General features: G+C 58.8%; 28 protein-coding genes. 20 read left to right on the top strand and 8 right to left on the bottom strand.

Features of this window, described 5'->3' with window-relative positions:
• Positions 1-12: 12 nt before the first annotated feature.
• The 5 genes from GTO91_RS00870 to GTO91_RS00850 all read left to right on the top strand — a co-directional run bounded on the left by GTO91_RS00870 (position 13) and on the right by GTO91_RS00850 (position 4,882).
• Positions 13-780 (top strand): ABC transporter permease, encoded by a 768-nt coding sequence (locus GTO91_RS00870; RefSeq protein ID WP_161253381.1) that lies wholly within the window; start codon positions 13-15, stop codon positions 778-780.
• A 13-nt stretch (positions 781-793) separates the two neighbouring features.
• Complete coding sequence (locus GTO91_RS00865) at positions 794-1,603, top strand: ABC transporter ATP-binding protein (RefSeq protein ID WP_161253378.1); 810 nt, start codon at positions 794-796, stop codon at positions 1,601-1,603.
• A gap of 292 nt (positions 1,604-1,895) precedes the next feature.
• Positions 1,896-2,354: a NapC/NirT family cytochrome c gene (locus GTO91_RS00860; RefSeq protein ID WP_161253375.1), complete on the top strand. Its 459-nt coding sequence runs from the start codon at positions 1,896-1,898 to the stop codon at positions 2,352-2,354.
• A 48-nt stretch (positions 2,355-2,402) separates the two neighbouring features.
• Positions 2,403-3,824: an ammonia-forming cytochrome c nitrite reductase subunit c552 gene (locus GTO91_RS00855; RefSeq protein ID WP_161253372.1), complete on the top strand. Its 1,422-nt coding sequence runs from the start codon at positions 2,403-2,405 to the stop codon at positions 3,822-3,824.
• Between the two features lie 233 nt (positions 3,825-4,057).
• Positions 4,058-4,882: an MBL fold metallo-hydrolase gene (locus tag GTO91_RS00850; RefSeq protein WP_161253370.1), complete on the top strand. Its 825-nt coding sequence runs from the start codon at positions 4,058-4,060 to the stop codon at positions 4,880-4,882.
• A gap of 3 nt (positions 4,883-4,885) precedes the next feature.
• Here GTO91_RS00850 and GTO91_RS00845 read toward each other — a convergent pair whose 3' ends face one another.
• The 7 genes from GTO91_RS00845 to GTO91_RS00815 form a co-directional block, all read right to left on the bottom strand.
• Entirely contained in the window at positions 4,886-5,407 is a 522-nt protein-coding gene (locus GTO91_RS00845; protein WP_161253367.1) for a LysM peptidoglycan-binding domain-containing protein, read from the bottom strand.
• Between the two features lie 73 nt (positions 5,408-5,480).
• Complete coding sequence (locus tag GTO91_RS00840) at positions 5,481-5,651, bottom strand: hypothetical protein (protein ID WP_161253364.1); 171 nt, start codon at positions 5,649-5,651, stop codon at positions 5,481-5,483.
• A 42-nt stretch (positions 5,652-5,693) separates the two neighbouring features.
• Positions 5,694-5,942 (bottom strand): hypothetical protein, encoded by a 249-nt coding sequence (locus GTO91_RS00835; protein ID WP_207708948.1) that lies wholly within the window; start codon positions 5,940-5,942, stop codon positions 5,694-5,696.
• 100 nt (positions 5,943-6,042) lie between these two features.
• Positions 6,043-7,233, bottom strand: a complete 1,191-nt coding sequence (locus GTO91_RS00830; protein WP_161253362.1) for an ABC transporter permease — start codon at positions 7,231-7,233, stop codon at positions 6,043-6,045.
• Positions 7,220-7,945 carry an ABC transporter ATP-binding protein gene (locus GTO91_RS00825; protein ID WP_328793700.1) on the bottom strand — a complete coding sequence of 242 codons (726 nt, stop codon included), beginning with the start codon at positions 7,943-7,945 and terminating at the stop codon, positions 7,220-7,222. The genes GTO91_RS00830 and GTO91_RS00825 overlap by 14 nt, the downstream gene beginning before the upstream one ends.
• Complete coding sequence (locus GTO91_RS00820) at positions 7,942-8,901, bottom strand: efflux RND transporter periplasmic adaptor subunit (RefSeq protein ID WP_161253360.1); 960 nt, start codon at positions 8,899-8,901, stop codon at positions 7,942-7,944. The genes GTO91_RS00825 and GTO91_RS00820 overlap by 4 nt, the downstream gene beginning before the upstream one ends.
• A 144-nt stretch (positions 8,902-9,045) precedes the next feature.
• Entirely contained in the window at positions 9,046-10,215 is a 1,170-nt protein-coding gene (locus GTO91_RS00815; RefSeq protein ID WP_161253358.1) for a class I SAM-dependent methyltransferase, read from the bottom strand.
• A 148-nt stretch (positions 10,216-10,363) separates the two neighbouring features.
• On the opposite strand from GTO91_RS00815, the gene GTO91_RS00810 reads away from it, so the two are divergent.
• From GTO91_RS00810 to GTO91_RS00745, 14 genes are all read left to right on the top strand, one after another.
• The gene (locus tag GTO91_RS00810) at positions 10,364-11,584 is read left to right on the top strand and encodes an NAD(P)/FAD-dependent oxidoreductase (RefSeq protein WP_161253357.1); all 1,221 of its coding nucleotides are present in this window, start codon (positions 10,364-10,366) and stop codon (positions 11,582-11,584) included.
• Between the two features lie 79 nt (positions 11,585-11,663).
• Positions 11,664-11,822, top strand: a complete 159-nt coding sequence (gene rd, locus GTO91_RS00805; RefSeq protein WP_161253356.1) for a rubredoxin — start codon at positions 11,664-11,666, stop codon at positions 11,820-11,822.
• A 240-nt stretch (positions 11,823-12,062) separates the two neighbouring features.
• Entirely contained in the window at positions 12,063-12,482 is a 420-nt protein-coding gene (locus GTO91_RS00800) for a ferritin-like domain-containing protein (protein WP_012281502.1), read from the top strand.
• 274 nt (positions 12,483-12,756) lie between these two features.
• Positions 12,757-13,617 carry a PHP domain-containing protein gene (locus GTO91_RS00795; protein ID WP_161253355.1) on the top strand — a complete coding sequence of 287 codons (861 nt, stop codon included), beginning with the start codon at positions 12,757-12,759 and terminating at the stop codon, positions 13,615-13,617.
• Positions 13,605-13,997 carry a 6-carboxytetrahydropterin synthase QueD gene (gene queD / locus GTO91_RS00790; protein WP_161253354.1) on the top strand — a complete coding sequence of 131 codons (393 nt, stop codon included), beginning with the start codon at positions 13,605-13,607 and terminating at the stop codon, positions 13,995-13,997. The genes GTO91_RS00795 and queD overlap by 13 nt, the downstream gene beginning before the upstream one ends.
• Positions 13,998-14,030: 33 nt before the next feature.
• Positions 14,031-14,618: a hypothetical protein gene (locus tag GTO91_RS00785; RefSeq protein ID WP_161253353.1), complete on the top strand. Its 588-nt coding sequence runs from the start codon at positions 14,031-14,033 to the stop codon at positions 14,616-14,618.
• Positions 14,619-15,329, top strand: a complete 711-nt coding sequence (locus GTO91_RS00780; RefSeq protein WP_161253352.1) for a YkgJ family cysteine cluster protein — start codon at positions 14,619-14,621, stop codon at positions 15,327-15,329.
• A 72-nt stretch (positions 15,330-15,401) separates the two neighbouring features.
• The gene (locus tag GTO91_RS00775) at positions 15,402-15,752 is read left to right on the top strand and encodes an STAS domain-containing protein (protein WP_161253351.1); all 351 of its coding nucleotides are present in this window, start codon (positions 15,402-15,404) and stop codon (positions 15,750-15,752) included.
• A gap of 6 nt (positions 15,753-15,758) precedes the next feature.
• Complete coding sequence (locus tag GTO91_RS00770; RefSeq protein ID WP_161253350.1) at positions 15,759-16,370, top strand: chemotaxis protein CheC; 612 nt, start codon at positions 15,759-15,761, stop codon at positions 16,368-16,370.
• 131 nt (positions 16,371-16,501) lie between these two features.
• A complete protein-coding gene (locus tag GTO91_RS00765; RefSeq protein ID WP_161253348.1) occupies positions 16,502-16,852 on the top strand; it encodes an STAS domain-containing protein in 351 nt (116 codons plus the stop codon).
• Positions 16,853-17,048: 196 nt separating this feature from the next.
• Positions 17,049-17,282, top strand: a complete 234-nt coding sequence (locus GTO91_RS00760; protein ID WP_161253345.1) for a DUF1858 domain-containing protein — start codon at positions 17,049-17,051, stop codon at positions 17,280-17,282.
• A 199-nt stretch (positions 17,283-17,481) separates the two neighbouring features.
• Positions 17,482-18,120: a phosphate propanoyltransferase gene (gene pduL / locus GTO91_RS00755; RefSeq protein ID WP_161253343.1), complete on the top strand. Its 639-nt coding sequence runs from the start codon at positions 17,482-17,484 to the stop codon at positions 18,118-18,120.
• Between the two features lie 182 nt (positions 18,121-18,302).
• Positions 18,303-19,352 carry an HD-GYP domain-containing protein gene (locus GTO91_RS00750; protein ID WP_170294051.1) on the top strand — a complete coding sequence of 350 codons (1,050 nt, stop codon included), beginning with the start codon at positions 18,303-18,305 and terminating at the stop codon, positions 19,350-19,352.
• Positions 19,353-19,406: 54 nt separating this feature from the next.
• Entirely contained in the window at positions 19,407-20,261 is an 855-nt protein-coding gene (locus tag GTO91_RS00745; RefSeq protein WP_161253337.1) for a YitT family protein, read from the top strand.
• A gap of 190 nt (positions 20,262-20,451) precedes the next feature.
• Here the strand turns inward: GTO91_RS00745 and GTO91_RS00740 are convergent, their stop codons facing one another.
• On the bottom strand, positions 20,452-21,981 hold the full coding sequence (locus GTO91_RS00740) for a DEAD/DEAH box helicase (protein WP_161253334.1): 1,530 nt from the start codon (positions 21,979-21,981) through the stop codon (positions 20,452-20,454).
• Positions 21,982-22,188: 207 nt separating this feature from the next.
• On the opposite strand from GTO91_RS00740, the gene GTO91_RS00735 reads away from it, so the two are divergent.
• Positions 22,189-22,551: a hypothetical protein gene (locus tag GTO91_RS00735; protein ID WP_161253331.1), complete on the top strand. Its 363-nt coding sequence runs from the start codon at positions 22,189-22,191 to the stop codon at positions 22,549-22,551.
• Positions 22,552-22,570 lie beyond the last annotated feature (19 nt).

The following is a 22,570-nucleotide window of genomic DNA, read 5'->3' as shown; positions in this document are numbered from 1 at the left end:
AGAGAGCAGTCGATGAACGTGAACGGCCGCTATCTTCTCCCTGCATTCTCACTGCTGCTCGGTCTCCTCTTTTGGCAAATGGCCTCTTGCTTCTACAGGCCCGAGCAGTTTCCCTCGCCGTTGCTTGTCCTAGAGGGACTCCTTGAATTGGTCGAACTCGGCGTTCTTCGCGAGCACATCCAGGTCAGCTTGATGCGTTTCGGCCTCTCGTATGGGCTTGCCGTCCTCATCGGCATCCCCACGGGGTTGCTGTTGGGCTGGTCGACAGGGGCCTTTCAAGCCATCGATCCCATCGTGCAGGTGTTGCGGCCCATATCGCCTATCGCCTGGTTTCCCCTGGCGGTGCTCTGGTTCGGCATCGGCAACCCGCCGGCGATCTTTATCATCTTTCTCTCCGCTGTATTTCCGATTATCCTTTCTACCACGGTGGCCGTGCGGCAGGTGCCCCACACCTACCTGAAGGTGGCCCGGAATTTCGGCGCCGGCAGGGGCATGCTCTTTCGAAAAGTCGTCTTCCCAGCCGCTTTTCCACAGATCATGACGGGCTTGCACATCGCCGTCGGCACAGCCTGGATCCACCTCGTCGCCGGTGAGATGCTGGGGTCCCAATCGGGGCTGGGCTACCTGATCGTCGACGCCCGCAACTTTCTCCGCACCGACTGGATCATCGTCGGCATGCTGATTGTCGGGATGCTCGGACTCCTGATCAACCGGTTGATACGGTTGGTCGAAGGCTCGATCAACCGCCGGTGGGGGATAGAGAGACGAAACGATGGATAGGGAGAGCAGACGAATGGAAAAGAGGGTGGGGGTGGATGTGACGGAATCGCCAAAAATCGAACTTCGCAACGTGGGAAAGCACTTTCGCGATCCCAACGGAGTGACGCGAACGGTGCTGACCGGCGTCAACCTAAAGATCGCCGCCGGGGACTTCTTGTGCCTCCTCGGTCCCAGCGGCTGCGGGAAGACGACCCTGTTGAACCTGCTGGCCGGTTTCGAGCAACCGACCGAGGGGGAACTGTCAATTGACGGTCAGCCGGTCACAGGCCCGCACCCGCGGCATATCACCATTTTTCAGGATTATGGCCTCTTTCCCTGGCGCACGGTCCTCGATAACGTCACCTTCGGGCTAGAAGCGAAAGGAATAGATGGAAAGAACGCGCGAGAGATCGCGGAGCAACATCTCGAACGGGTGGGATTGCGCGATGTGGCTGCCCGCTTTCCGCACCAGTTGTCAGGGGGCATGAAACAGCGCGTCTCGATCGCCCGCGCCCTGGCCGTCGAACCGGATATCCTCTTCATGGACGAGCCTTTTGCCGCCCTTGACGCCTTCACCCGTTTGCGTTTGCAGGAGGAGATCCTTTATCTCTGGCAGGAAAAAAGGCCGACGATCATTTTTGTCACCCATGACATCGATGAGGCAGTCTATCTGGGTCGCCGCATCGCCATCATGTCGCCCGATCCGGGGCGACTCACCACTGTTCTCGATGTGGCGCTTCCTCGCCCTTGTGATCGGGCGTCACCGGACTTTTTCTACTACCGGCGAAAGGTCTTTCAGGCCTTTAAAGTCGTTCATGAAACAGCGCCGGACTATGTGATTTGATTTGCTGGGGCATTTTGTTTCTGAAGCGATCACAACAGAGCACAAGATTACACAAGTGAGGGTCACTCCGGACAATGAAGCCGGAGTGATTTTTTTTTGTCAAGCAGGAAAATGACTGATTATTCGAGAAAATAGAACCTCTAAATTCGTGAATGTGGAAACTTTCCCCAAAATGGTGATAGAAATCACAAAATATGTGGTGGTGATTTCGTACACTGAGAGAAAAGGCGGAAGGGGTGAGCAGCAAGTTCGAAGGAAGGGGATCTGTCCGGAGAAAGGGGGGAACGACGGGGTGGATAGGGCAAAGAAGACAAAGATCATCATCCTCGCCGGAGGGATTTTTCTGCTGGCGGCTGGCACAGCGACGGCGGCCATGCACAAGGTGACGGGCAACTCCGCTTTTTGCGGGACTTGTCACGTCATGGACAACTACATGGCCTCATGGCAACACTCCTCCCACCGGGAGGTGGCCGGTTGCAACGACTGCCATACGGACCAGCGGAACTACGCCGCCAAAACCTGGTCCAAGGTGTTTACCGGTTCGCAGCACGCTTTCATCAACACGGTGCTGACGCCGCCGGATCACTTGAAGCTCTATGAATCGAGCAAAGAGGTAGTGCAACGCAACTGCCTGCGTTGCCATGACGACTTGGTGGCCCCGACCAATCTGGCCAAAGCGGAAAGGAGCGGCCAAAACTGTTTTGACTGCCACCGTTCCACACCCCATGGGAGAGAGCGGCCGACTACATAAAACAGCACTGATGGTTCTTTGATCATGGAACGGAAAGGAGAGGAGCCGATGACCAGAAAGAAGTGGGTCCTCGCCATCTGGGCGGTCCTGCTGGTTGCCTTCGCGGCCGTGGTGGTCGCCGGGTGCGGCGGGAAGCCGGCCTCGACGACGGCGTCCGCCGTCAACACGGGACTGGCGCCCGATGAGATGGATCTGGAGAAGTTCGCCAAGCTGTATCCCCACCACTACGACTCCTTCATGAAAAACGCCGAGATGAGCAGCGTCGGCACCAAGTACGGCGGCAACCTCGAGAAGGACAGCCACCTGGAGAAGTACCCCTACCTGAAGAACCTCTTCGGCGGCTACGCCTTCTCCCTTGAATACAACGAAGACCGTGGCCACGTGTACACGATGACTGACCTGGCCACAGTCAAGCGGGTGACGAGCCTGCCGAACGGCAAAAAGCAGGTCGGTTCCTGCCTGACCTGCAAATCGGCGGAAGTGCCCGGCATGATCGCCAAGATGGGCGAAACCTACTACACGACGCCGGTCGAGGAGCACCTGAAGAACGCCACCCATGGCATGACTTGTTCCAACTGCCATGATCCCCAGACGATGAAGCTGCGCGTCGTCCAGCCCGCATTCATCGATGCGATGAAGCGGCGCGGCGAGGACGTGACCAAGGCCACCCAGCAGCAACTCCGCGACTATGTCTGCGCCCAGTGCCACGTGGAATACTACTTCAACCCGGCCAAGAAGGGCGAAGTGACCTTCCCTTGGGATAAGGGCTTCACCCCCGCCGCCATTGAAACCTACTATGACGAAGTGGCGGCGAAGGAGAACAACTTCAAGGCCGACTGGACTCAGCCGGCGACGGGCGCGCCGCTCTTGAAGGCCCAGCACCCCGAGTTTGAGACCTTCCAGGGCTCCATCCACCAGATCAACGGCGTTAGTTGCGCCGACTGCCACATGCCCTATGTGAAACAGGGCGGCCAGAAGATCACCAGCCACTGGTGGACATCGCCCTTGAAGACGATGGATCAGTCCTGTCTCGTCTGCCACCGCGAGCCGGTGGACAAGCTGCGCGACTACGTTATTCAAAAGCAGGACCTCACCTTTGAGATGCTGAACAAAGCCGGCGCATCGACCGAAGTGGCCGGTAAGTCCATCAACAAAGCGATGCAGGCCGGCGCCAGTGACGCCGACCTGGCGGAAGCCCGCAAGCTGCTCCGTTCGGCCCAGTGGTACTGGGACTTCGTGGCCGCTGAGAACTCGATGGGCTTCCACAACACGCCGCTGACGATGAACACCCTGGCCAAGTCCATCGACCTGGCCCAGAAGTCGACCATGGCCGCCGCTAAGGCCGGCAATTTCCATGACATCCCTGAGGCCACGCCCTACAGCGAATTCATCAATGAACGGCTGAATGCCAGGGGTTGGCCCAAGGACAAGGGTGAGACAAAGAAACCGACAAATATCAATTGGAAGTAAACCGTTAAGGAAAAGGGAATCATCTATGTAAAATGGACCCGTCTTCTGACCTTGTCAGCAGACGGGTCCATTTGGCATGAAAATCATCAACACGGCTACATTGATTTTTGTGACGGAAAAAAGTGTTTTTATGGGATATTCTATCGTTAATTTGAAAAGAAAAAGGATATCGGGAAGGGTTAGAAGAAAAAGGGAATCGAAAAGCATTTACGTGATGAAAGGAGTAAGCGCAAGTGAAGCTGACCGTAGTGGTTGAGAATACCGTACCTGGAGCCAGCGGGGGAGCCTTGCTGGGGGAATATGGGTTATCCATACTGATCCAGACGGCGGGCAAAAGCATCCTCTATGACACGGGTCAGTCGGGGTTGGTGCTTCAAAACTTGAGCCGATTGGGCGTCCATCCCTCGACGCTCGATGCCGTCGTTCTCAGTCACGGCCATTTTGACCATGCCGGTGGACTGCCGGTCGTCGTCGAACATGCCCGTAAGGAGCTTCCCATTTACCTCTCCCCGGAGGCATTCAAGGTTCGTTTCTCCCACAGCCGTGGAGAGAAGCGCTTCATCGGCATCCCCTGGCGACCGGAGCGCCTGCCAGGCGGCATGTCTCGTTTTCGTTTCGTGGAAGAACCCTTGCAGGTGGCCGATAACCTCTGGCTTAGCGGAACTGTTCCGCGGGTGACCCCATATGAGCGCGGCGACGATCAACTGCGCGATGATCAGGGGCGACCGGATAATCACCCTGACGATTTGTCGCTCTACTACCGGAGCGACAAAGGTCTGGTGGTGGTGAGCGGCTGCGCTCACGCGGGGATCATCAATGTGATCCGCCACGGCTTGGCTGTGACCGGTTGTGACCGCCTTCGCGCCATCGTCGGCGGCACCCACCTCGGCCTAGTCGCCGAGGCTCAGCGGGAAGCCGCCCTGGAGGAACTGGATCGACTGAACCCTGATCTGGTGGCAGCCTGCCATTGCACCGGCTTCTCTGTCCTTGCCCGGATGGCGGGGATGTTTGGAAAACGGTGTGTTCCTGCATTTACGGGGACGGTTTTCGACTTTTAGATGCTAGGCCCATTCAATGGGAACGCAGATGGCCTGACCGATCAACAGCGCGTTTGGGTTGATCCCCCGGTTGGCCCGCGCCAGGGACTCAACGCTGATGTTGAAGCGCCTGGCGATGGAAAAAAAGGTGTCTCCCTGCTGGATCAGGTAGCGCCGCGACGCGGGCGGGCAGGTGACCGGCGGTGTGGCCAGGGGGATGCAGATCACCTGACCTGCAAACAGTCGCTCCGGGTCGATGCCAGGATTGGCTTCAATGAGGTCGTCGAGAGAGACGGTAAAGAAGTTGGCTAATGCTGATAGGGTGTCGCCCGGTCGAAGGGTATAGAAATTCCTTTCCGGGCAGGGCGGGTAAATCGGTTGCTGGGGCACACAGATGGTCATTCCGATGGGGAGGGCGTTTGGATCGAGAAAAGGATTGGCCGAGATCAGCGCGGCCAGGGTTGTGTTGAACCGGCGGGCGATGGCGTAGAGGTTGTCGCCGGGCCGGATCGCATAGGGAAATGTTGCTGGCGGGCACTGGGGCATGAAGGAACACCTCCGCGAAGCCGTTGTCGCTTATAAGGTATTCCCTGTGGCAGGAAATGGAACAGGCCGCCTCTTACGAGGCGGCCTTTGGCCGGCGGTAACGGGCGGTTCGAAAGCGCCCTACCTTGATTCCCCTTTTGCCGGTCGTTCCCAGTTCGCCCGTTCCGGCCAGCAGCCCGAGGGCAAAGCCCAGCGCCAACAGTCCCAGCGTGCCCATGACGCCCATGCGCAGGATTCTTCCCATCGACGAAAGCACCTCCGCCATTAGTATGCCAGCGCGTCTTTTTCATATGAAACGTCGTGGGATGGGCAGTTGTCGGTCGCTGCCGCACTGGGGGCAGACGAAGAGATGGGTGCACGCCTCCGGGAAATCATTGCCCGGCTCGGGACGATTGGTCCCCTGTAGGAGCCCATGGCTGCCACCGCCGCCGCTGTCTTTATTCAACGTTTTATGGAATGCCTCATCGAGTTGATCATCGATATCATAGGGGCTGTAGGGCTGGGCGTAATCCTCCAACCGCCCCCGGTCTTCCATCAGGGCGCTGCAGCGGCGGCAGGGGATGGAGACGCGGGCGAGGCCGTTGCAGGCCGGGCAGACCGATTCCAGGCAGCATCACCTGTTTCTGTACAGATTCTCACTCGTAGCGGAGGGCGTCGATAGGATCGAGCCGGGCGGCTTGCAACGCCGGGTAGAGACCGAAGAGGAGGCCGATGCCGGAGGCGCCCAGGATGCCGAGCAACAGCGCCTCACCGGAGAGGATGTTCGTCAGGCCGCCCGTGTCCCAGCCCGCCCAGCGGGTCAGACCGTAGACGGCCAGGACCGAAAAGACAGAACCGGCGGCGCCCAGGAAGAGCGCCTCCAGGAGAAACTGTGTCATGATCTGCCCAGGCGTCGCCCCCAATGCGCGCCGGATGCCGATCTCCCGGGTCCTTTCCCGCACAGAGACGAGCATAATATTGAGGATGCCGATGCCGCCGACGGCGAGGGAGATGGCGGCGATGCAGGCCAGGAAGGCCGTCAGGGTGCCCAGGATCTTGCCGCTCACCTGAAGGGCGTCGTTCTGGGAAAAGACCTGCACATCCTTCTGCCGGTGCGACTTGGCCAGCACTGAGAGGATTCGCTCACGCACCAGGGGGACCCGGGAGGGGTCTTCGGCGCGCACAAAGATGACACCGATGTTTTTCAAGCCAGAGAAGTCCTGGACGGCCGTCACCGGAGCGACGACGATGCGGTCGCGGTCGTGGACGAGGGCCCGCCCTTTTTCCTTTAATGTGCCGATGACCCGGAAGGTGGCGCCGTTCAGACGGACCATGCGGCCCTCCGCCTCGGCGTCCCCGAAGAGGGTTTCCTTCGCTTTTGCGCCGAGCAGGACCACATGGCTGCGGGCGATGACTTCGCTGGCTTGAAACATGCGCCCGCTGGCCAGTTCATAGCCGTGAACGGGGAGAAAGTCAGCGTTGTCGCCGTAACAGGTCACGCCAATGCCGACATTGGCCGTCTCCGCCCGGGCCGGGACGGTCAGGTTAGGGTTGACCTTGTCCACACCGTCGATCTGCCGCAACCGGTCCGCGTCGTTCAAGGTGAGGTTCATGGTGATGAAGCCGGGACCGTGGCCGGCATCCTCTCTCCCCGGCATGACCATCAACAGGCCGGCGCCCAGTTCGGCGATCTGCCCTGATACCTGCCGCCGCACCGTATCTCCCAGAGACATGAGGGTGACGACGGCGAAGACGCCGATGACGACGCCGAGAACGGTCAACCCCGAACGGAGCCGATGGGCGGCGATGCCCTCTGCGGCGAGGCGGATGTATTCACGCAGTTGCACAGAGCTTCCCATCCTTAATCCGGACGACCCGGTCGGCCCACTCCGCTACATCGGTGTCATGGGTGACCATGACGATCGTCTTGCCCTCCCGGCGCAGGGCTGCGAACAGTTCGAGAATTTCCCGCCCGGTCTGTTGGTCTAGGTTGCCTGTCGGCTCATCAGCCAGGATCAAAGCAGGCTCATTGGCCATCGCCCGGGCGATGCCGACACGCTGCCGTTCACCGCCAGAGAGTTCCGTTGGCCGGTGGTGCAGCCGGTGTCCAAGGCCGACCCGTTCCAACAGTTCCTTCGCCCGGCGGCGCCGCTCCTCCGGGGCGACGCCGGCGTAAAAGAGGGGCGTCTCCACGTTCCGCCAGGCCGTCAGGCGCGGGAGCAGGTGGAAGGACTGGAAAACAAAGCCCACCAGGGTGTTGCGCAGGCGGCAGAGTTCTCCTTCGGTGAGGCGGGCCGGTTCCTGTCCGGCCAGCCGGTACTGCCCCTCACTGGGACGGTCCATGCAGCCGATGAGGTTCATCAGCGTCGACTTGCCGCTTCCCGAAGGACCCATGACAGCCAGAAACTCGCCTGAGGCAACCGTCAGGTCGACGCCGGAGAGCACCTGCAAACGACTGGTGCCGAAGGGGAAGGATTTTCCGACGGCATTCATTTCTATCAATTTATTTTGCAAGTTGTTTTGCAAAGGAGACTTTGGGGATTCCGGCATTGGCTTCATGTCTTCGTTCCGTCCTCTCCCTTGGGCTCTTTCTCCGACCCTGGCCCACCCTCTGAACTCGACCCATCTGCTGACCCCGGCCGATCCGACCCTTTCGGACGGACGCTCTGGCCTGAGGTGAGTTTGACGTCGCCGGGGATGATCACCCGGTCGCCGGGTTGGATTCCCGAGAGGATCTGCACATAGTTGTCGTTGCGAATTCCCGTCTCCACCGCAACGGTGATTGCTCGCCCCTTGCGCAGCAGGTAGACCTGGGGATTTCCCTCCTCCTCCCTGAGGGCGTCAACGCTGACGCGGACGGCCTCTTCCTGCTGTTCCAGGATCACCCGCCCTTCGGCGGTCATGCCGGCGTAGAGGGTGATGCCGGGGGGCGCGCTCAAGAGGACGCGGAACCCCTTGTTTCCCTCATGGTCACGGCTGATGACGCGGGATACGGTGAGGACCTTGCCGGAAAACACCTGTCCCGGATAACCGGCCAGTGTCCACCGGACAGGCTGTTCGGGCGCAAGTTTGAGCACATCGGTTTCATCGACCATCGCCTGAATGACCAGATCGGTCGGATCGGCCACTTCGGCCAGCGGCGTTCCTGGCGGAATCCAACTGCCGGTGGGTACCTTTTTTTCCATCAACTGCCCGGCGATCGGGGTGGTGAGCGGCTGCCCGGCGATGCGAGCCACCGTTTCGCCTTCATTGACACGTTCTCCCTCGGATACGGTCCACTCGATGGGGCCAGGGAGGCTGGAGAAGAGGGTGTTCTGCCGTTTGGCCTGCACCTCGCCGCTGATCCAGAGGTCTTTATGCACCGGCCCTTTATCGACGGCAACCGTGGCGACCTCCGGCGGGCTCGGCAACAGGTAGTAAAGGCCCGCCAGTAGGGACAGCGCCGACAGGAGTAGAACGATGACGCGTGGTGACAGGCTGGTGCGGGGCGGCAGGAGCCGCCGCAGTTTGATCACTCCGCAATCCCTCCATAAAAAAAATACCGGACGACCTAAAATCAGATGCGTCTGGTATTTTTGCCTTTTTCGGGGGATTCTATGAGCAGTGCCGAAGCGGCCTTTCTGTTGATTGACACTTCATCGCGCGGGGAGCGCTGTTTTCTAGCGACCTGTCGCGCCGAGGCCGGTTAAGGGGAGGGGCGGGAGGTCTTTCGATTGGATGAGGACCTTGAATATCTCGCCCATGCCCCCCGGCAACAGCACCTTTTTCAAGGCCTGGTGGCGCCGGAAATCCTCCACGGTCATGGAGGGACCGGTCTGCAGGTCTTCCGGCCGGAGCCAGTGGGCGAGAAACCACATCTGGCTTGTCAGCCCTAGGTTCTGCCAGCCCAGTTCGGAGGCGACTGATTGCAGGGACGTAAAGTCCAGGTGGGCCGTCATATCCTTTTCTCCGACGTCTTCCAGCGGATCGGCGTCGGCCTGGTGACGGCGGTAACAGACGAGGGTTCCCTCGTACCGTTCTGGGCTGTAGAGCCTTTCGACGGGGTGACCGTAATCGACGGTGAGCACGAAGCCGCGCGCCAGCAGGCGATCGACGGCCTTCAGCCAATCGGCTGCGGCCAGATTGACCTCGAACAACTGACCCTCTTCAAGGGTGACGCCCTGCCTGGTGATATGACGGGCGACCCAGTCTTCCAGACGGGGGTCCGATAAAGGCCCGTAATGCCAACAAAAAGGACCATCATCGGCCGGCGCTTCCGCCACATAAAGTTCCCAGGGTCGACCGTCTTTGTGGATCAGGCGGTGCACCGGCAGGGCGTCAAGAAACTCGTTGGACAGGACCACGCCGGTGAGGCCGCTTTGGAGGGCCTCCGCCGCCGACCAGCCGTAGGAGCCCGGTATGGCTTCAGCCGGATCTGGGTATACCGTTAGCGGCAGTCCGGCGAGGCTTTCCCGCTGGTGATCGCGCAGGTTGGGGCTGATCTCGACGAGGTGATAGACGAGCCGATCGGCCAGGGGGCCGGCGGTCAAGGCGTCCATCACGGCTCTGGCGAGCAGTCCCCGCCCCGGTCCGAATTCGATGATGTCAAAGCGGTCGGGCCGCTCCAATTGCTCCCACATCTCCGTCAGTTGTCTTCCGATGACGCGGCCGAAAAAAGGGCTGATCTCCGGGGCGGTGATAAAGTCGCCGCCTCGACCCATGGGGGGATCGCCGGCGGTGTAATAGCCGTGCCGGGGATGATACAGGGCCAGTTCCATGTAGTCCCGGAAGGGGATGGGGCCCTCGGCCCGGATGCGATCTCTGATTGCCTGCTGCAGTGGACTGGACATGGGCGGGACCTCCTTGATAGGGCTTTTTCCATCATACCACGAACCGAAGGGGCAATCCAGGAATGGCGGGAGGACAATCGTTGCGGCGGTGCGAATCATGTATTATTCCCACCGGGCGAATGCATTGTTACATAGGGAGGCGCGCGTGATGAGCAATGGGGAACGACTTTTGATCCTGGGCGGCGGGATTGCCGCCGTGTCGGCGGCCGAAGCCGCCCGGCAGGCCGATCCGGAACGGCCTGTCACCATCTGTACGGAGGAAGGCCACTACCCTTACTACCGGTTGCGGCTCTCCTTCCTGCTCGGACAACCCTTCGAAAAGAGTAGTCTCCTGATCCACCCGCCCGGTTGGTACGACGAGCGCAACATCGGCGTGCTGATGGGGCGGCGCGCCCGTTCCATTGATGCGGAGCGGCGCATCGTCACCTTGGAAAGCGGAGAGACCATCCCCTACGGCCGCCTGGTGATCGCCGTGGGCGCCTCTGCTTTTTTGCCGCCATTGCCGGGAACGGAACTCCCCGGTGTCTATACGGTGCGGCAAGTGGACGATGTGGAGGCGATCAACGCCAGCCTGTGCCCCGGCAGCCGGGTGATTGTCGTCGGCGGCGGGATCCTGGGGCTCGAGGCGGCCTGGACGCTGCGCGAGCAGGGGATCGCCGTCACGGTCGTGGAGCATGGGCCACGCCTCCTCAGTCGCCAACTGGATGCGGGGGGATCGCGGATCCTGGAACGGCTGGCTGCCGCCGAGGGCATCACCCTTCTTACCGAGGCGAACAGCGTGGCCATCGAAAAAGGGGAAGGGGTGCTTCGCCTGCGGCTCGCCGACGGGCGAACGGTCGAGGGGGAACTGATTATTTTCTCTACGGGGATCCGGGCCAATCTGGATCTGGCGCGGTCGGCGGGGATCGCCACGGGGCGGGGCATCTGTGTCGATGAGTGGATGCAGGCGTCTGTTCCCGGGATTTTCGCGGCTGGAGATGTGGCCGAGTTTACGGGCAACCTGCCGGGACTCTGGCCAGTCGCCGCCGAGCAGGGAAAAACGGCGGGCCACAATGCGGTCCTCCCGCAACAAGATTGGACGCTCTATCGTCCGGCGGCGCCTTCGAACATGCTCCGTGTCTTCGGGATCAAAATCTTTTCCCTGGGCGCTGTTTCGCCCGGTGAGGGGATTGTCATACTGGGCGATGGGGAAGCAGGGGATAAGGAATACAAAGGGTTTTTCTTCCGTGACGGACGGCTGGCGGGAGCGGTCCTCATGGGCGACCTGAAGTGGGCCAACCGGTTGAAGGCGGCCATGGAGAGCGGACGTGACTTTTCCGGAGCCACGGGGACAATGAAGGCGTTCCTGGCTGCCCTGGCGGATGAATAAGGTCATTTTTGGACAGGCTTGGCAATGATTGCATTGATTTGTTATGATGGATGGGATACGAGAAAGGAGTGAACTGGTTATGAAAAAGTACGGCTGTCTGGTTTGCGGGTATGTGTATGATCCCGCCAAAGGAGATCCGGACAATGGCGTTGCTCCCGGAACCCCCTTTGAAGAGCTTGCCGACGATTGGGTCTGCCCCCTCTGCGGCGTCGGCAAGGACGAATTCGAGCCCCTATAATCGAGATCAAAAAGAAAAAACCTGAGGGTAAGACCCTTAGGAACGACTTTTCTCCACCGCTCTTTCGAAATCCCGAAGGGCGGTTTTTCTTTTCCGCCGAATAGGCCGAGAACCGCCGGCCCATACTACCCAAGGAAAAGAAGAAAAAAATGCTGGATCATGGTTGACAATGGGAAAAAGTACGGCTATACTAAAAAAAAATAAAACAGTAACAGTTACTATTAACAGGAGGTTAGCAGAATGGAATTTGTCAATGAAGTGAAACTGGGTGTCACCAAAGGAACCGTCGTGGAAGATGCTGTGAACGCCAATTTCCGTGGTGAAACGCAAGAGACGGGCCTCTACCTGGCCATGGCTCGCCAAGCCCAGCGGCAAGGCTATCCCGAAGTGGCGGAAGTGCTGAAGCGCATTGCCTGGGAGGAAGCGGAGCATGCCGCCCACTTCGCTGAACTGAACGGGATGATTTCCGAATCGACGAAGGAGAACCTGGAGAAGATGCTGGCCGGCGAGATCGGCGCCAATAAGGGCAAAAAGATGGCCGCCACTGAGGCCAAGCAGAACGATATCGACGCTGCCCACGATTTCTTTGATGAGTCCTCCAAGGACGAGGCCCGGCACGCCCAGATGCTCAAAGGGATGCTGGACCGGTACTTCAAGTAACCTGATCCGGCCAAAGGTTGCCGAAAATCGGATAGGCAAAGGCAGAGCCCGCGAGGGCTCTGTTTTTTTCACGATCCCGGCAGGTTTTTTCTCGGGACTAGCCAAATGATTAGATGTCAAGGATGATAGTGCAGTCATTTAATAGGAATAGGCTGAACGGCGAGGAACGGCCATCCGCTGGCTCGGCCGTTCCATGGAATAGACCAATCGCGGGATACACCAATCCGTAGGATAAGCCGATTCGTCAGGCGCACTGGGCAGGAAGGAGAACCGGATGAAAAAGATGGACTTGCACACCCACTCCACCGCGTCAGACGGTTCATTGACGCCGCGAGAGTTGGTCGCGCTGGCCAAGCGCGAAGGGGTGGGCCTGATGGCCTTGACCGATCACGACACCGTCGATGGTGTCGCCGAGGCCCGGGAAGCGGGAGAGGAATTGGGCGTTCAGGTCCTGGCCGGCGTGGAATTGAGTGTCGACCATGAACACCGGGAGATGCACCTCCTCGGTTACCATATCGATCCAGGCCATCCCGCCCTTCAGGAGGGCTTACGGCGGCTGATCCATTACCGGGAGGAACGCAATCCGAAAATCATCGAACGGTTGCGGTCGCTGAGAATTCCGATTACTATGGAGGAAGTGACGCAGGAGGCGGGGAGCACCGTCATCGGTCGACCCCACTTCGGCCGGGTGCTGGTGAAAAAGGGCGTCGTCGCCTCTGTCGATGAAGCCTTTGCCCAGTATCTCGGCAGCGGCAAGCCGGCTTATGTGCCAAAGGAGCGGCTCCTTCCTGAGGAGGGGATCGCCCTGCTGCGCCGGGCCGGGGGCATTCCTGTGCTGGCCCACCCGATTTTCTTGGCCGAACAATCCTATTCCGAATTATTGCCGTTGTTGCAGCGCCTGAAGGCTGCTGGTCTGATGGGCATTGAAGCCTATTATCCGGAGCATTCCATCCATGATATCCGTAAGTTTGTCCGTCTGGCGGAAGAAACGGGCCTCTATGTCACCGGGGGAAGCGATTTCCACGGCAGCGGCAAGCCATCGGCCCGCCTGGGCCGTATCCTGCCTGACGGGGGTCCCCTGCCGGAGGAGGTTCGAAAACGCATTGAGGAGTGGATCGGCCCATGTATGAACTGATCGTGCAGACCCACTTTGACGCCGCCCATTATCTCCGGGACTACCCCGGTGATTGCGCCCGGGTGCACGGTCACACCTGGCAGGTGGAAGTGACCCTGGTGGGCCGTCAACTGGACGATCTGGGGATGCTTATTGATTTTAAGGAAGTCAAAAAGGCGGTTAAGGCGATCTGCGACCAACTGGATCACCGGATGATCAATGAGCACGACTATTTTCAGCAGCGCAACCCGACGGCGGAAAACCTGTCCTTTTACTTTTATCATGAACTGGCCGGCTGGCTGAAAGAGCATCACCCCCATGTCCGGGTCGGTACGGTCCGCATCTGGGAATCGCCGCGCGCGTCGATCTGCTACCGGGCCGATGACGACATTTCGGCCTGATCGGAGGCAGAAAAATCAACCAAGGAGTCTAGCATGCTGACATACGAAGACGTTTGGGATGACCTGTTGGCCGCACTGGAGGATTCGGGGCTGGAAGCCTTTGAGGTGCAGAATTTCATTGAGACGAGCACCTGTCTCCGGGAATTTCGTTGCTATTGCCAGGTCACGGGGGCGAGCGCCGGTTCGGAGATCCGGGCGGAGATCGCCTTTGTCTGGGATGCCGTCATGACGGCCCGTTCCGTCTACGGCCATGAGGCGGCGCCGCCAAGCGGCTTTCGGACGCTGCCCGGCTTCCTCTCTCGCGACGGCGCCATGGCCGACGTCCTTGAACTGGAGATCAAATACTATTTCCCGGCCAAAGACTTTGAATCGGCAGGGTTTTTGACCCGGACCGTTCAGAGCATCATCATGGGGATCGTCGACCATCAGAACTTTCCCGAGGTGAACTTCGAGATCTCCGTGGCTCCCGACCAGGTGGTCAATGTGCACCGCGCCTACGCTTTTTACCGTTGGCCCGTGCCTTTGAATACAGATCGTTTGGAACTGGCGCCCCTCTGCCGCGAGATCGCCAGGGTGCTGCAAGCGCTGCACCACTCAGGCCATTTCGAGGAGTCCGTCTAGATGGCGAGGGTCGTTCTGGAACCGCGACATTTTCCTGATGGCTTCGGTTATGATGTGACCGCCTGCCACCCTGGCGCGACAGTGGGCGATTACCTGGAGGCGGTTGAGGCTTTCTTTTCCAATTCTGCTTGGACCGGTCTCCGCCAAGGCCGTGATTTTACCGGATGGGACACCTGTGAGGGCTGTCCGAACTGCTGCCGCGAGCGGATCCCCCTGACGATCGGCGATGCGATTCGCCTAGCCTTGTCGCTGCCCGGTGCGGCCGAGCGCGCCCGGGCAGCGGGGGCGCTGGCGGCGGAAGACCTATTGCAGGCCATCGATGCCTTCGGAGAGATTCATACCCAGGGAAGAATGATGGACATCACCCTTCGCCGCACCGAGTCGGGTTGGTGCGGCCTTTTTGACCATGACAAACAGCGCTGTCTCCGCCATGCCTTTCGTCCTCTTGTCTGCCGGACCTATTTCTGCTGTCCCGTCTCTCACCGGGCGGAGAAACTCCGCCAGCGGATCCTGAACGCCGGCGAGGATGAACTGGTTCGTCAGATCCTCCTGTCTTCACGGGGGCCGGATTTTGCTTCGATGGGATTGCGCCTATCGGACTACCCGCTTGGCCCCTGGAGCGGGACAGGGGGTCTTTCCCTTCACTATGAGTCAGCGGTGCTGCTGGCGCCGTTCCTTACAGGCCTCAACCTTGCCAGAACGCCGATCTGATGGTATGCTAAAAAAAAGTGGAAATGAAAAAGATAAATGAATTTTGTTTTTTGAGAAAAGGGGATGGCGCGGGTGTTAGAGTACAGGACGCGCAAGCTCGGCTCGTGCAATATCGTCGATCTGAAAGGCGAGATCGATGGTCTCGGCCTCGAACGGTTTAAGACTGCCTTGACGGAAGCCGTAACGGAACGATGTGAAGCCATCGTGTTGAATTTTTCCGATGTGGTTTTTATCAGCAGTTCCGGTTTAGGGGCTTTGGTGGCCTACTATAAACAACTGCAATCGGACAACCTGCAACTGACTGTTTTCGGGCTAAGGGATGTCATCCGGCAGGTCTTCGAAATTGTTCGACTCAACAAGGTGATCGCCATCGTCGACTCCGAAGAGGATGCCCTCGCGTTGGTGAGTGTGGCAAAGGAGTGAGGGGCCATGGATTTTTTGAGTTTGACCCCTTTGCAGATGGATGCCCTGCGGGAAGTAGGGAACGTGGGCGCCGGCAACTCGGCGACGGCCCTCTCCCAGATGGTCCAAAAAGCGATCGACATGAAAGTCCCCTCACTGGGGGTTGTGCCCTTTGATCACGTGGCCGACCACATGGGCGGACCGGAAACCCTGGTGGCAGGCGTCTACCTGCGGGTGGAAGGCAAGGCGCCGGCGAATCTGCTCTTTGTGTTGCCCATCGATTCGGCGAAGGCGCTTGTGGATATGTTGATGGGTTTTCCTGCCGGTACCACCCAGGCGATCGGCGAGATGGAGACATCGGCCCTCAAAGAGGTGGGGAACATCCTGGCTGGCACCTACCTCAGCGCGCTGTCCATGTTTACGCGGCTGACCTTCGAGCAGTCTGTGCCCGCCTTGGCCATCGACATGGCTGCGGCTATCATCAGCGTGGTGCTCACGTCCATCGCCGAGGTTGGCGACCACGCGCTGTTGCTGGCCACCGAGTTTGTCGGGGAAGGGCAGCAGATCGCCGGTTCTTTATTCTTGATCCCGGAAGAGGGTTCCCTTGAATTGATTCTCGGTTCCCTAGGCTTAGCCTAACCGACGAAGCGATGAACAGCCACCCCCGCCTGAACGGTGGGGTTTTTTTACCTCCGGTGGTTTTTGCTTTCACTGAAATCGTTATGGTGAAGGTCAGCCTGCGCCTTTTGTCGGAAAGGAGGACGGATGGGATGCTACGCTACGATTCCCGGATCGTCGGAGACGTGGAGGTATTGACCTTGTCCGGCGGTTTCGACGCATTGGGGGCAGCCGCTTTTCGGGGCCATGTTGTCCAGTGCATCGAACAGGGGAAACGGAAGTTTGTCCTTGCCTTCAGCGGCGTCGACTTCATCGATTCGACCGGTCTCGGCTTTCTTGTTTCGATTTTGAAGACGACGCTCAAGCATGGGGGGCGCTTGCGGATTGCCTGCCTGATTCCTGTTATCTATGAGATTTTTGTGATGACCAAGTTGGATCAGGTCTTTGAGATTGATGACACAGAGGAGCAGTCGATCCAGGCGATCCAGACGACGACAATGTAACCAAGAACCTCCTTGTGATCGAGGGGGCGGACCTTGTGATGAACGGGAGAAACTTGGGAATGCTTGTACCGAGGCGCGATAAAAGGCGATAAAAATGGGGTTTTTGCTGCGGGGCCATGTCATTGCATGAAGTTGGAACCTGATGTATAATACCCCTCAGGGGGTACGGACAGCTCCCATAAGGAGGTGTTGCCAAATGAAGATCACTGAAACCATGGGTATTGGCGAGTGTGTGGCCAAGTTTCCCAATACGGTCCCCGTTTTCATGAGCTTCGGCATGAGCTGCCTGGGCTGCTCGGCGGCTCGCTTTGAAAACATCGGGCAAGGCGCCCGGGCCCACGGCATCGATGTGGATAAACTGATCGAAGAACTGAACAAGGTCGTCGACAAGGGTGACGACGCCTGCGGGTGCGGTTGCGGCTGCGAATAATTGCTGGCAAAGAAGGACCCTCTGCGGAGGGTTTTTCTTTTTGCCCTTGAAGTCAGACTTTTGCCGCTATTATGACGATTGTGATAAGTGTTTTTTGTTCCATCTGCTTGCGGGCTTTCGGCGGTCTTGAGTATAATTAATGTGTAATATATGCGGGTGTATGCCCGTTGAAGTATGGGGAAGGAGGATTTGATCGTCGATGAAATACAATGTACCCGTGCAAGTACCGGTCGGCGTCTCGAACCGGCACATCCACCTTTCCCAGGCTGATGTGGAGGCCCTCTTCGGGGCCGGGTATTCGCTGACGGAGATGAAGCCTCTGAAACAGCCGGGCCAGTATGCCTGCAAAGAGGTGCTTATCGTCGCCGGAGCGAAAGGGGTCATCCCGAATGTGCGTGTCTTGGGACCGACGCGCAAGCAGACCCAGGTGGAGGTTTCCCGGAGCGACGCTTTTGTGCTCGGGCTCCAACCGCCTGTACGCGATTCGGGCGACCTGGCCGGTTCTCCTGGTTGCGTTCTGATCGGGCCGAAGGGATCGGTGATCCTCAAGGAAGGCGTGATCCTAGCCTCGCGGCACCTGCACATCCACTCGACGGAAGCAGAGGCGCTCAACCTGAAGGACAAGGACCGTATCACCGTCGCTTTCGGCGGCGAGCGGAGCGTCGTTTTCCAAAATGTGCTTGTCCGCGCCGGCGATGCGATGGCTCTCGAATTTCACCTGGATACCGATGAGGCCAACGCCTGCCTGCTCAAAAGCGGCGAAATGGCCTATATCATTGAAAAATGCGAGCCCGAAGCGGCGGAAGTTCCCGTCGCGACGGTGTTCGCGGCTTCTTAAGCGGTTTTATTTTATTACTTTATGGAACAAAAGTGGTTTTCGTGCGGAACGAAAACCGCTTTTCTTTTCTAAACTGATTCTCGTTATGGTTATTTCTTTTTATTAGACTGCTCTTGTTTGTTCAGAAATAACTGTTTCTGGGCGCGTAGACCACGGTGGGGAGGAACGGAAAAGTGCGCCAGATGGGTATTGAATTCGTCACAATCGGCGATAAATTGGCCCGGCCGATTTTTACGTCCGATGGACAGGTGCTGCTCGGCAAAGGGGTTGTGTTGACGGCTGGCTACATCTCGAAACTGAAAAATCTCGGCATCTCGGCGATTTATATCGAAGATGACCGTTTCCAGGATGTGAAGGTGGAAGACGCCGTCAGTGAAGAGACCCGACGGGAGGCGCTGCAGAACCTGAAGGATGCGACCGATTACGTCCGCTCCGGCCGCAAGCTCGACGGCGCAAAGATCAAGAACTCGGTCAATTCGGTCATCGAGGATTGTTTCAACAGCCATGGCGTCCTCGTCAACCTGATGGATATGCGGACGAAGGACAACTGGCTGCTCCCCCATAGCGTTTGTGTCTGTGTGATGGCGACGATGCTCGGCATCGCCCGCAGTCTCGATCGACACCGTCTCCAGGACCTGGCCGTCGGGGCGCTGCTTCACGATGTAGGCCTGACGACGGTGCCCAAAGAGATCCTGGACAAGGGTGAAGACCGTCTTGGCAAAGAGGAGCGGGAGATCTATGAAAAACACGCCGAAGAGGGTTTCAATATCATCCGCCGGACGGGGGAACTGAGCATCGTCGCCGCCCATGTGGCCTACCAGCACCATGAACGCATCGATGGCACAGGCTTTCCCCGGGGGATCAAGGATCCCGACATCCATCTATACGGGAAGATCGTGGCGATTGTCGATCTTTACGACAAACTGATCAACGGCGCCATGGGCGCCAGGCCGCTGGCCCCCCACCAGGCTTGCGAGGTGCTGATGGGGTTGTCGGGCCGATACCTCGATTTAAGCCTCGTCCAGCTCTTCTTGAAAAATGTGGCGACGTATCCTACGGGCATCTCGGTGCGCCTTTCCACCGGCGAGATCGGCGTCGTCGTCGACCAGAACAAGTCCATCCCCATGCGCCCTGTCGTGCGGGTGCTCCTGGAACGACACCGCTTCGTTGAGCCGAAAGAGTATGACATGATCAAGGAGACGACGATTTTTATCCAGGACGTGCTGCGCTGATTGAGACGCCGCCATCCCGGGCAATCTAACAGGGGATGGAAGGACGGAGAAGAGTTGAAGAAGGATATCCGCACTTGGCTGAAGGATGTCTTGGGCATCACCCTCGGGGGGCTGATCTTCGCCTTTGGCCTGAACTACTTCATCATCGCCAACCATTTGGCCGAGGGCGGTCTGACCGGTGTGGCCTTGACGATGCACTACCTCTTCGGCTGGCCGGTCGGTTCGACCTACCTGATCATGAACATCCCTCTCTTTGTCATCGGCTGGCGGGTGCTCGGCACCGAGTTTGCCCTCAAGACGGTCCTCGGTACTGCCGTCGCATCCATCGGCGTCGACCTGACTCGCGCCTTCCAATCCCCTATGCCCGGAGACCTGCTGCTGGCTTCTCTGTACGGGGGGACGGCCATCGGCCTCGGGCTGGGGGTCATTTTTTTGTTCGGCGGCTCGACAGGCGGCGGCGATATCATCGCCCGTATGGTCAACCACCGCTGGGGCTGGCCCATGGGCCGGGTCCTCTTCATGGTTGACGTGGTGGTGATCACCTCGGTGGGCTTCATCTTCGGGCGCTCCGTAGCCATGTACACCCTGGTGGCCGTCTTCGTGGCCAGCCGGATCATCGACTTCGTTCAGGAGGGCGCCTATACCGCCCGGGCGGCCATGATCATCTCGGAAAAATCGACGGAAATCGCCCAGCGGGTCCTCGAAGAGTTGGAGCGGGGCGCCACCGTATTCAATGCCCGCGGTGTCTACACGGACGCCGAGAAAAATGTCCTCTACTGCGTCGTCAGCCGCTCCGAACTGGTGCGGCTGAAGTCGCTCGTCTACGAACTGGATCCGAGGGCCTTTATGATCGTCAACGAGGTCCATGAAGTTCTCGGCGAGGGGTTTCGCAACTGGCATTCGTCATAGGCTAACATTTGTGGTAAACAGGGGTGTATTGGCTCCGCTCGCTAAGGGCTGCGCGGCTGTTCGCTTGGTTGCTGCGCTCTCGACGCCGCTCCGCCCAAACCGCTCACTCGGCCAATACACCCAGGTTTACGTTCAACTGGACAGTTTTGTTTCCAGGCGAGATTGTGCAGTGTTGCGAAATCCCTTTTGTTTAGAAAAAGAATAAGGGCGCCGGCACTGCTTGAAACTCCGGCGGGACAGGAGCGGCTGGGGCCGCTTTTTCTTGTTCCCGGGTGATCTCCTCTTGCAGGTCGAGGAGGTATTCGAGGGCGTGCTTCTCCAGGTTTCCTTCGACCTTTTGGCTGTAGAGGATCCGCTCGATGGGGCCGATCGTTTGGGCGAACATCTCAATTTTCTCGGAGAGCAGGCCCAGCATGCGTTCCTCGATGGTGCCCCGGGTGCTCAGGTTGTAGACATGGACGTCGCGACTCTGTCCGAGGCGGTGGACGCGGCCGATGCGCTGTTCGACCCGCATGGGGTTCCAGGGCAGGTCGTAGTTGATCACCTGGCTGCAAAACTGCAGGTTGATCCCCTCGCCGCCCGACTCTGTTGAGATCAGCACGGGCACGTCGCTTTTTTGAAACTGGTGCTGGGTCATCGCCCGGGTCCAGCGGCCCAGGCCGCCGTGGTAGACGAGAACGGGGATGCCCGCCGCTTGCAGATGCAGGGCCAGATAGTCCATGGTCTGAAAGTACTCGGTGAAGATGACGACCTTTTCGCGGTTTTGCTTGAGGAATTCGGTGACAACGTGGCCCTTGGCATTTTGGCGGACCCTGCGGGCCAGGGGCACCAGTTCCTGCAATCCCATTTGCTCAATGGTGCCGAGGGCGGCAAAGGAGCTGGAACAGACCTCGCGGAGCAGGATGAGCAGGCCGAGGGTGCTTTTGCGGCTCTCCTTGCGGCGTTGGAATTCGCCGCGCAGGTACTGGATGACGGCGTTGTAGAGTTCCCGCTCCGGCTCGGTCAGGTCGATGGGGAGCAGGTGGACATGCCGTTTCGGCAGTTTGACGGCGCACTCTTCACGGTGGTGGCGGATGAGAACGCCCGAGAGGATGTCTTGCAGTTCCCGGGGGTCTTTCGGTTCTCGTTTGCCCCGGAGGAAGGCGGATTGGAAGTCGGCAAAGTTGCCGAAATAACCGGGCCGGAGCAAGTCGACCAGGTGATAGAGTTCCTTCAGGTCGTTCTGCACCGGCGTTGCCGTCAGCAGAAGCAGGTTCTTGGTGTTGAGGGTGCGGACAAACTGATAGTTGCTGGAACGCGGGTTTTTCAACCGGTGGGCCTCGTCGATGATGACGGCGTCATAAGGGATCTCGCGGATGATGTCGGCATGGGGCGACCGTTTCGCCAGATCGATGGAGGTAACCACAAAGGGATGCCAGTGCCAGCCGTACTCCCGCTTGTTGACCCAGCAGGGGAAGCCGAATTTGTTGCGCATCTCGCTGGCCCATTGACCGGTCAGGTTTTTGGGGGTGAGGATGAGCGTTTTATTCAACTGGCCGCGTAACTGCAGTTCTTTTAAGAAGATGCCTGCTTCGATCGTTTTGCCCAGGCCCACCTCGTCGGCCAGGATCGCCCGGCCACCCATAGGGTAGAGGGCTCTCCAGGCGGCGTCGATCTGGTGGGGAAGGGGTTCAAATTCCAACTGGCTGAGACAGGTGATCCGGCCCAATGCTGTCGTCATTCCTCCCCGGGCGACGAGCCACAGAATGCCATTTTCATGGTCGATTACTGGTCCTTTGATTGATTGTTACCGATGATCGACTATTATTGACCTCAATCTTATGTTATTGTGTGGGAACGACCTGTTCTTATCCTGGAAATTTTTCAGAAATATGTACATACTAAAGATGGTGGCGAATGGGGTCGAAAATGGAGGAGGGATGCCTCTTTGGGCTATACATTTGAGTTCACCTGGGTCCTACGGCTTCCGGTGGAGGAACTTCCGTCGGAACCGTCCCAAAGCCCTGGCGAGCAACTGCTCTGGAAACGCACCCACGGCAACATTATCCTCGGCTTTACCCGCGAAGGCGGACGCATGTACCCTGTCGGCATGCCCGTGTTGATCGTCACGAACCGCGAGGAAACGATCGGCATCGGCCGCATCCAGCGCTGCGAGCTCCACGCATTGCCGAACGGCAAACAGACGACGGTTGTCGAATTCTCGATCACGCGCATGTTTGATGAGGAAGAGAGGCGCGTCGTCTCCGGGGTGTTCAAGGAAATGTATGGCTATCTCCCCGAGGGATTGTAGGTGCTGATTTGATTCGAAG

Source organism: Heliomicrobium undosum (genome assembly GCF_009877425.1).
GTDB lineage: Bacteria > Bacillota > Desulfitobacteriia > Heliobacteriales > Heliobacteriaceae > Heliomicrobium > Heliomicrobium undosum.
Note: the sequence above shows the minus strand (reverse complement) of the source record. Positions and strands in the feature narration are given on the sequence as shown.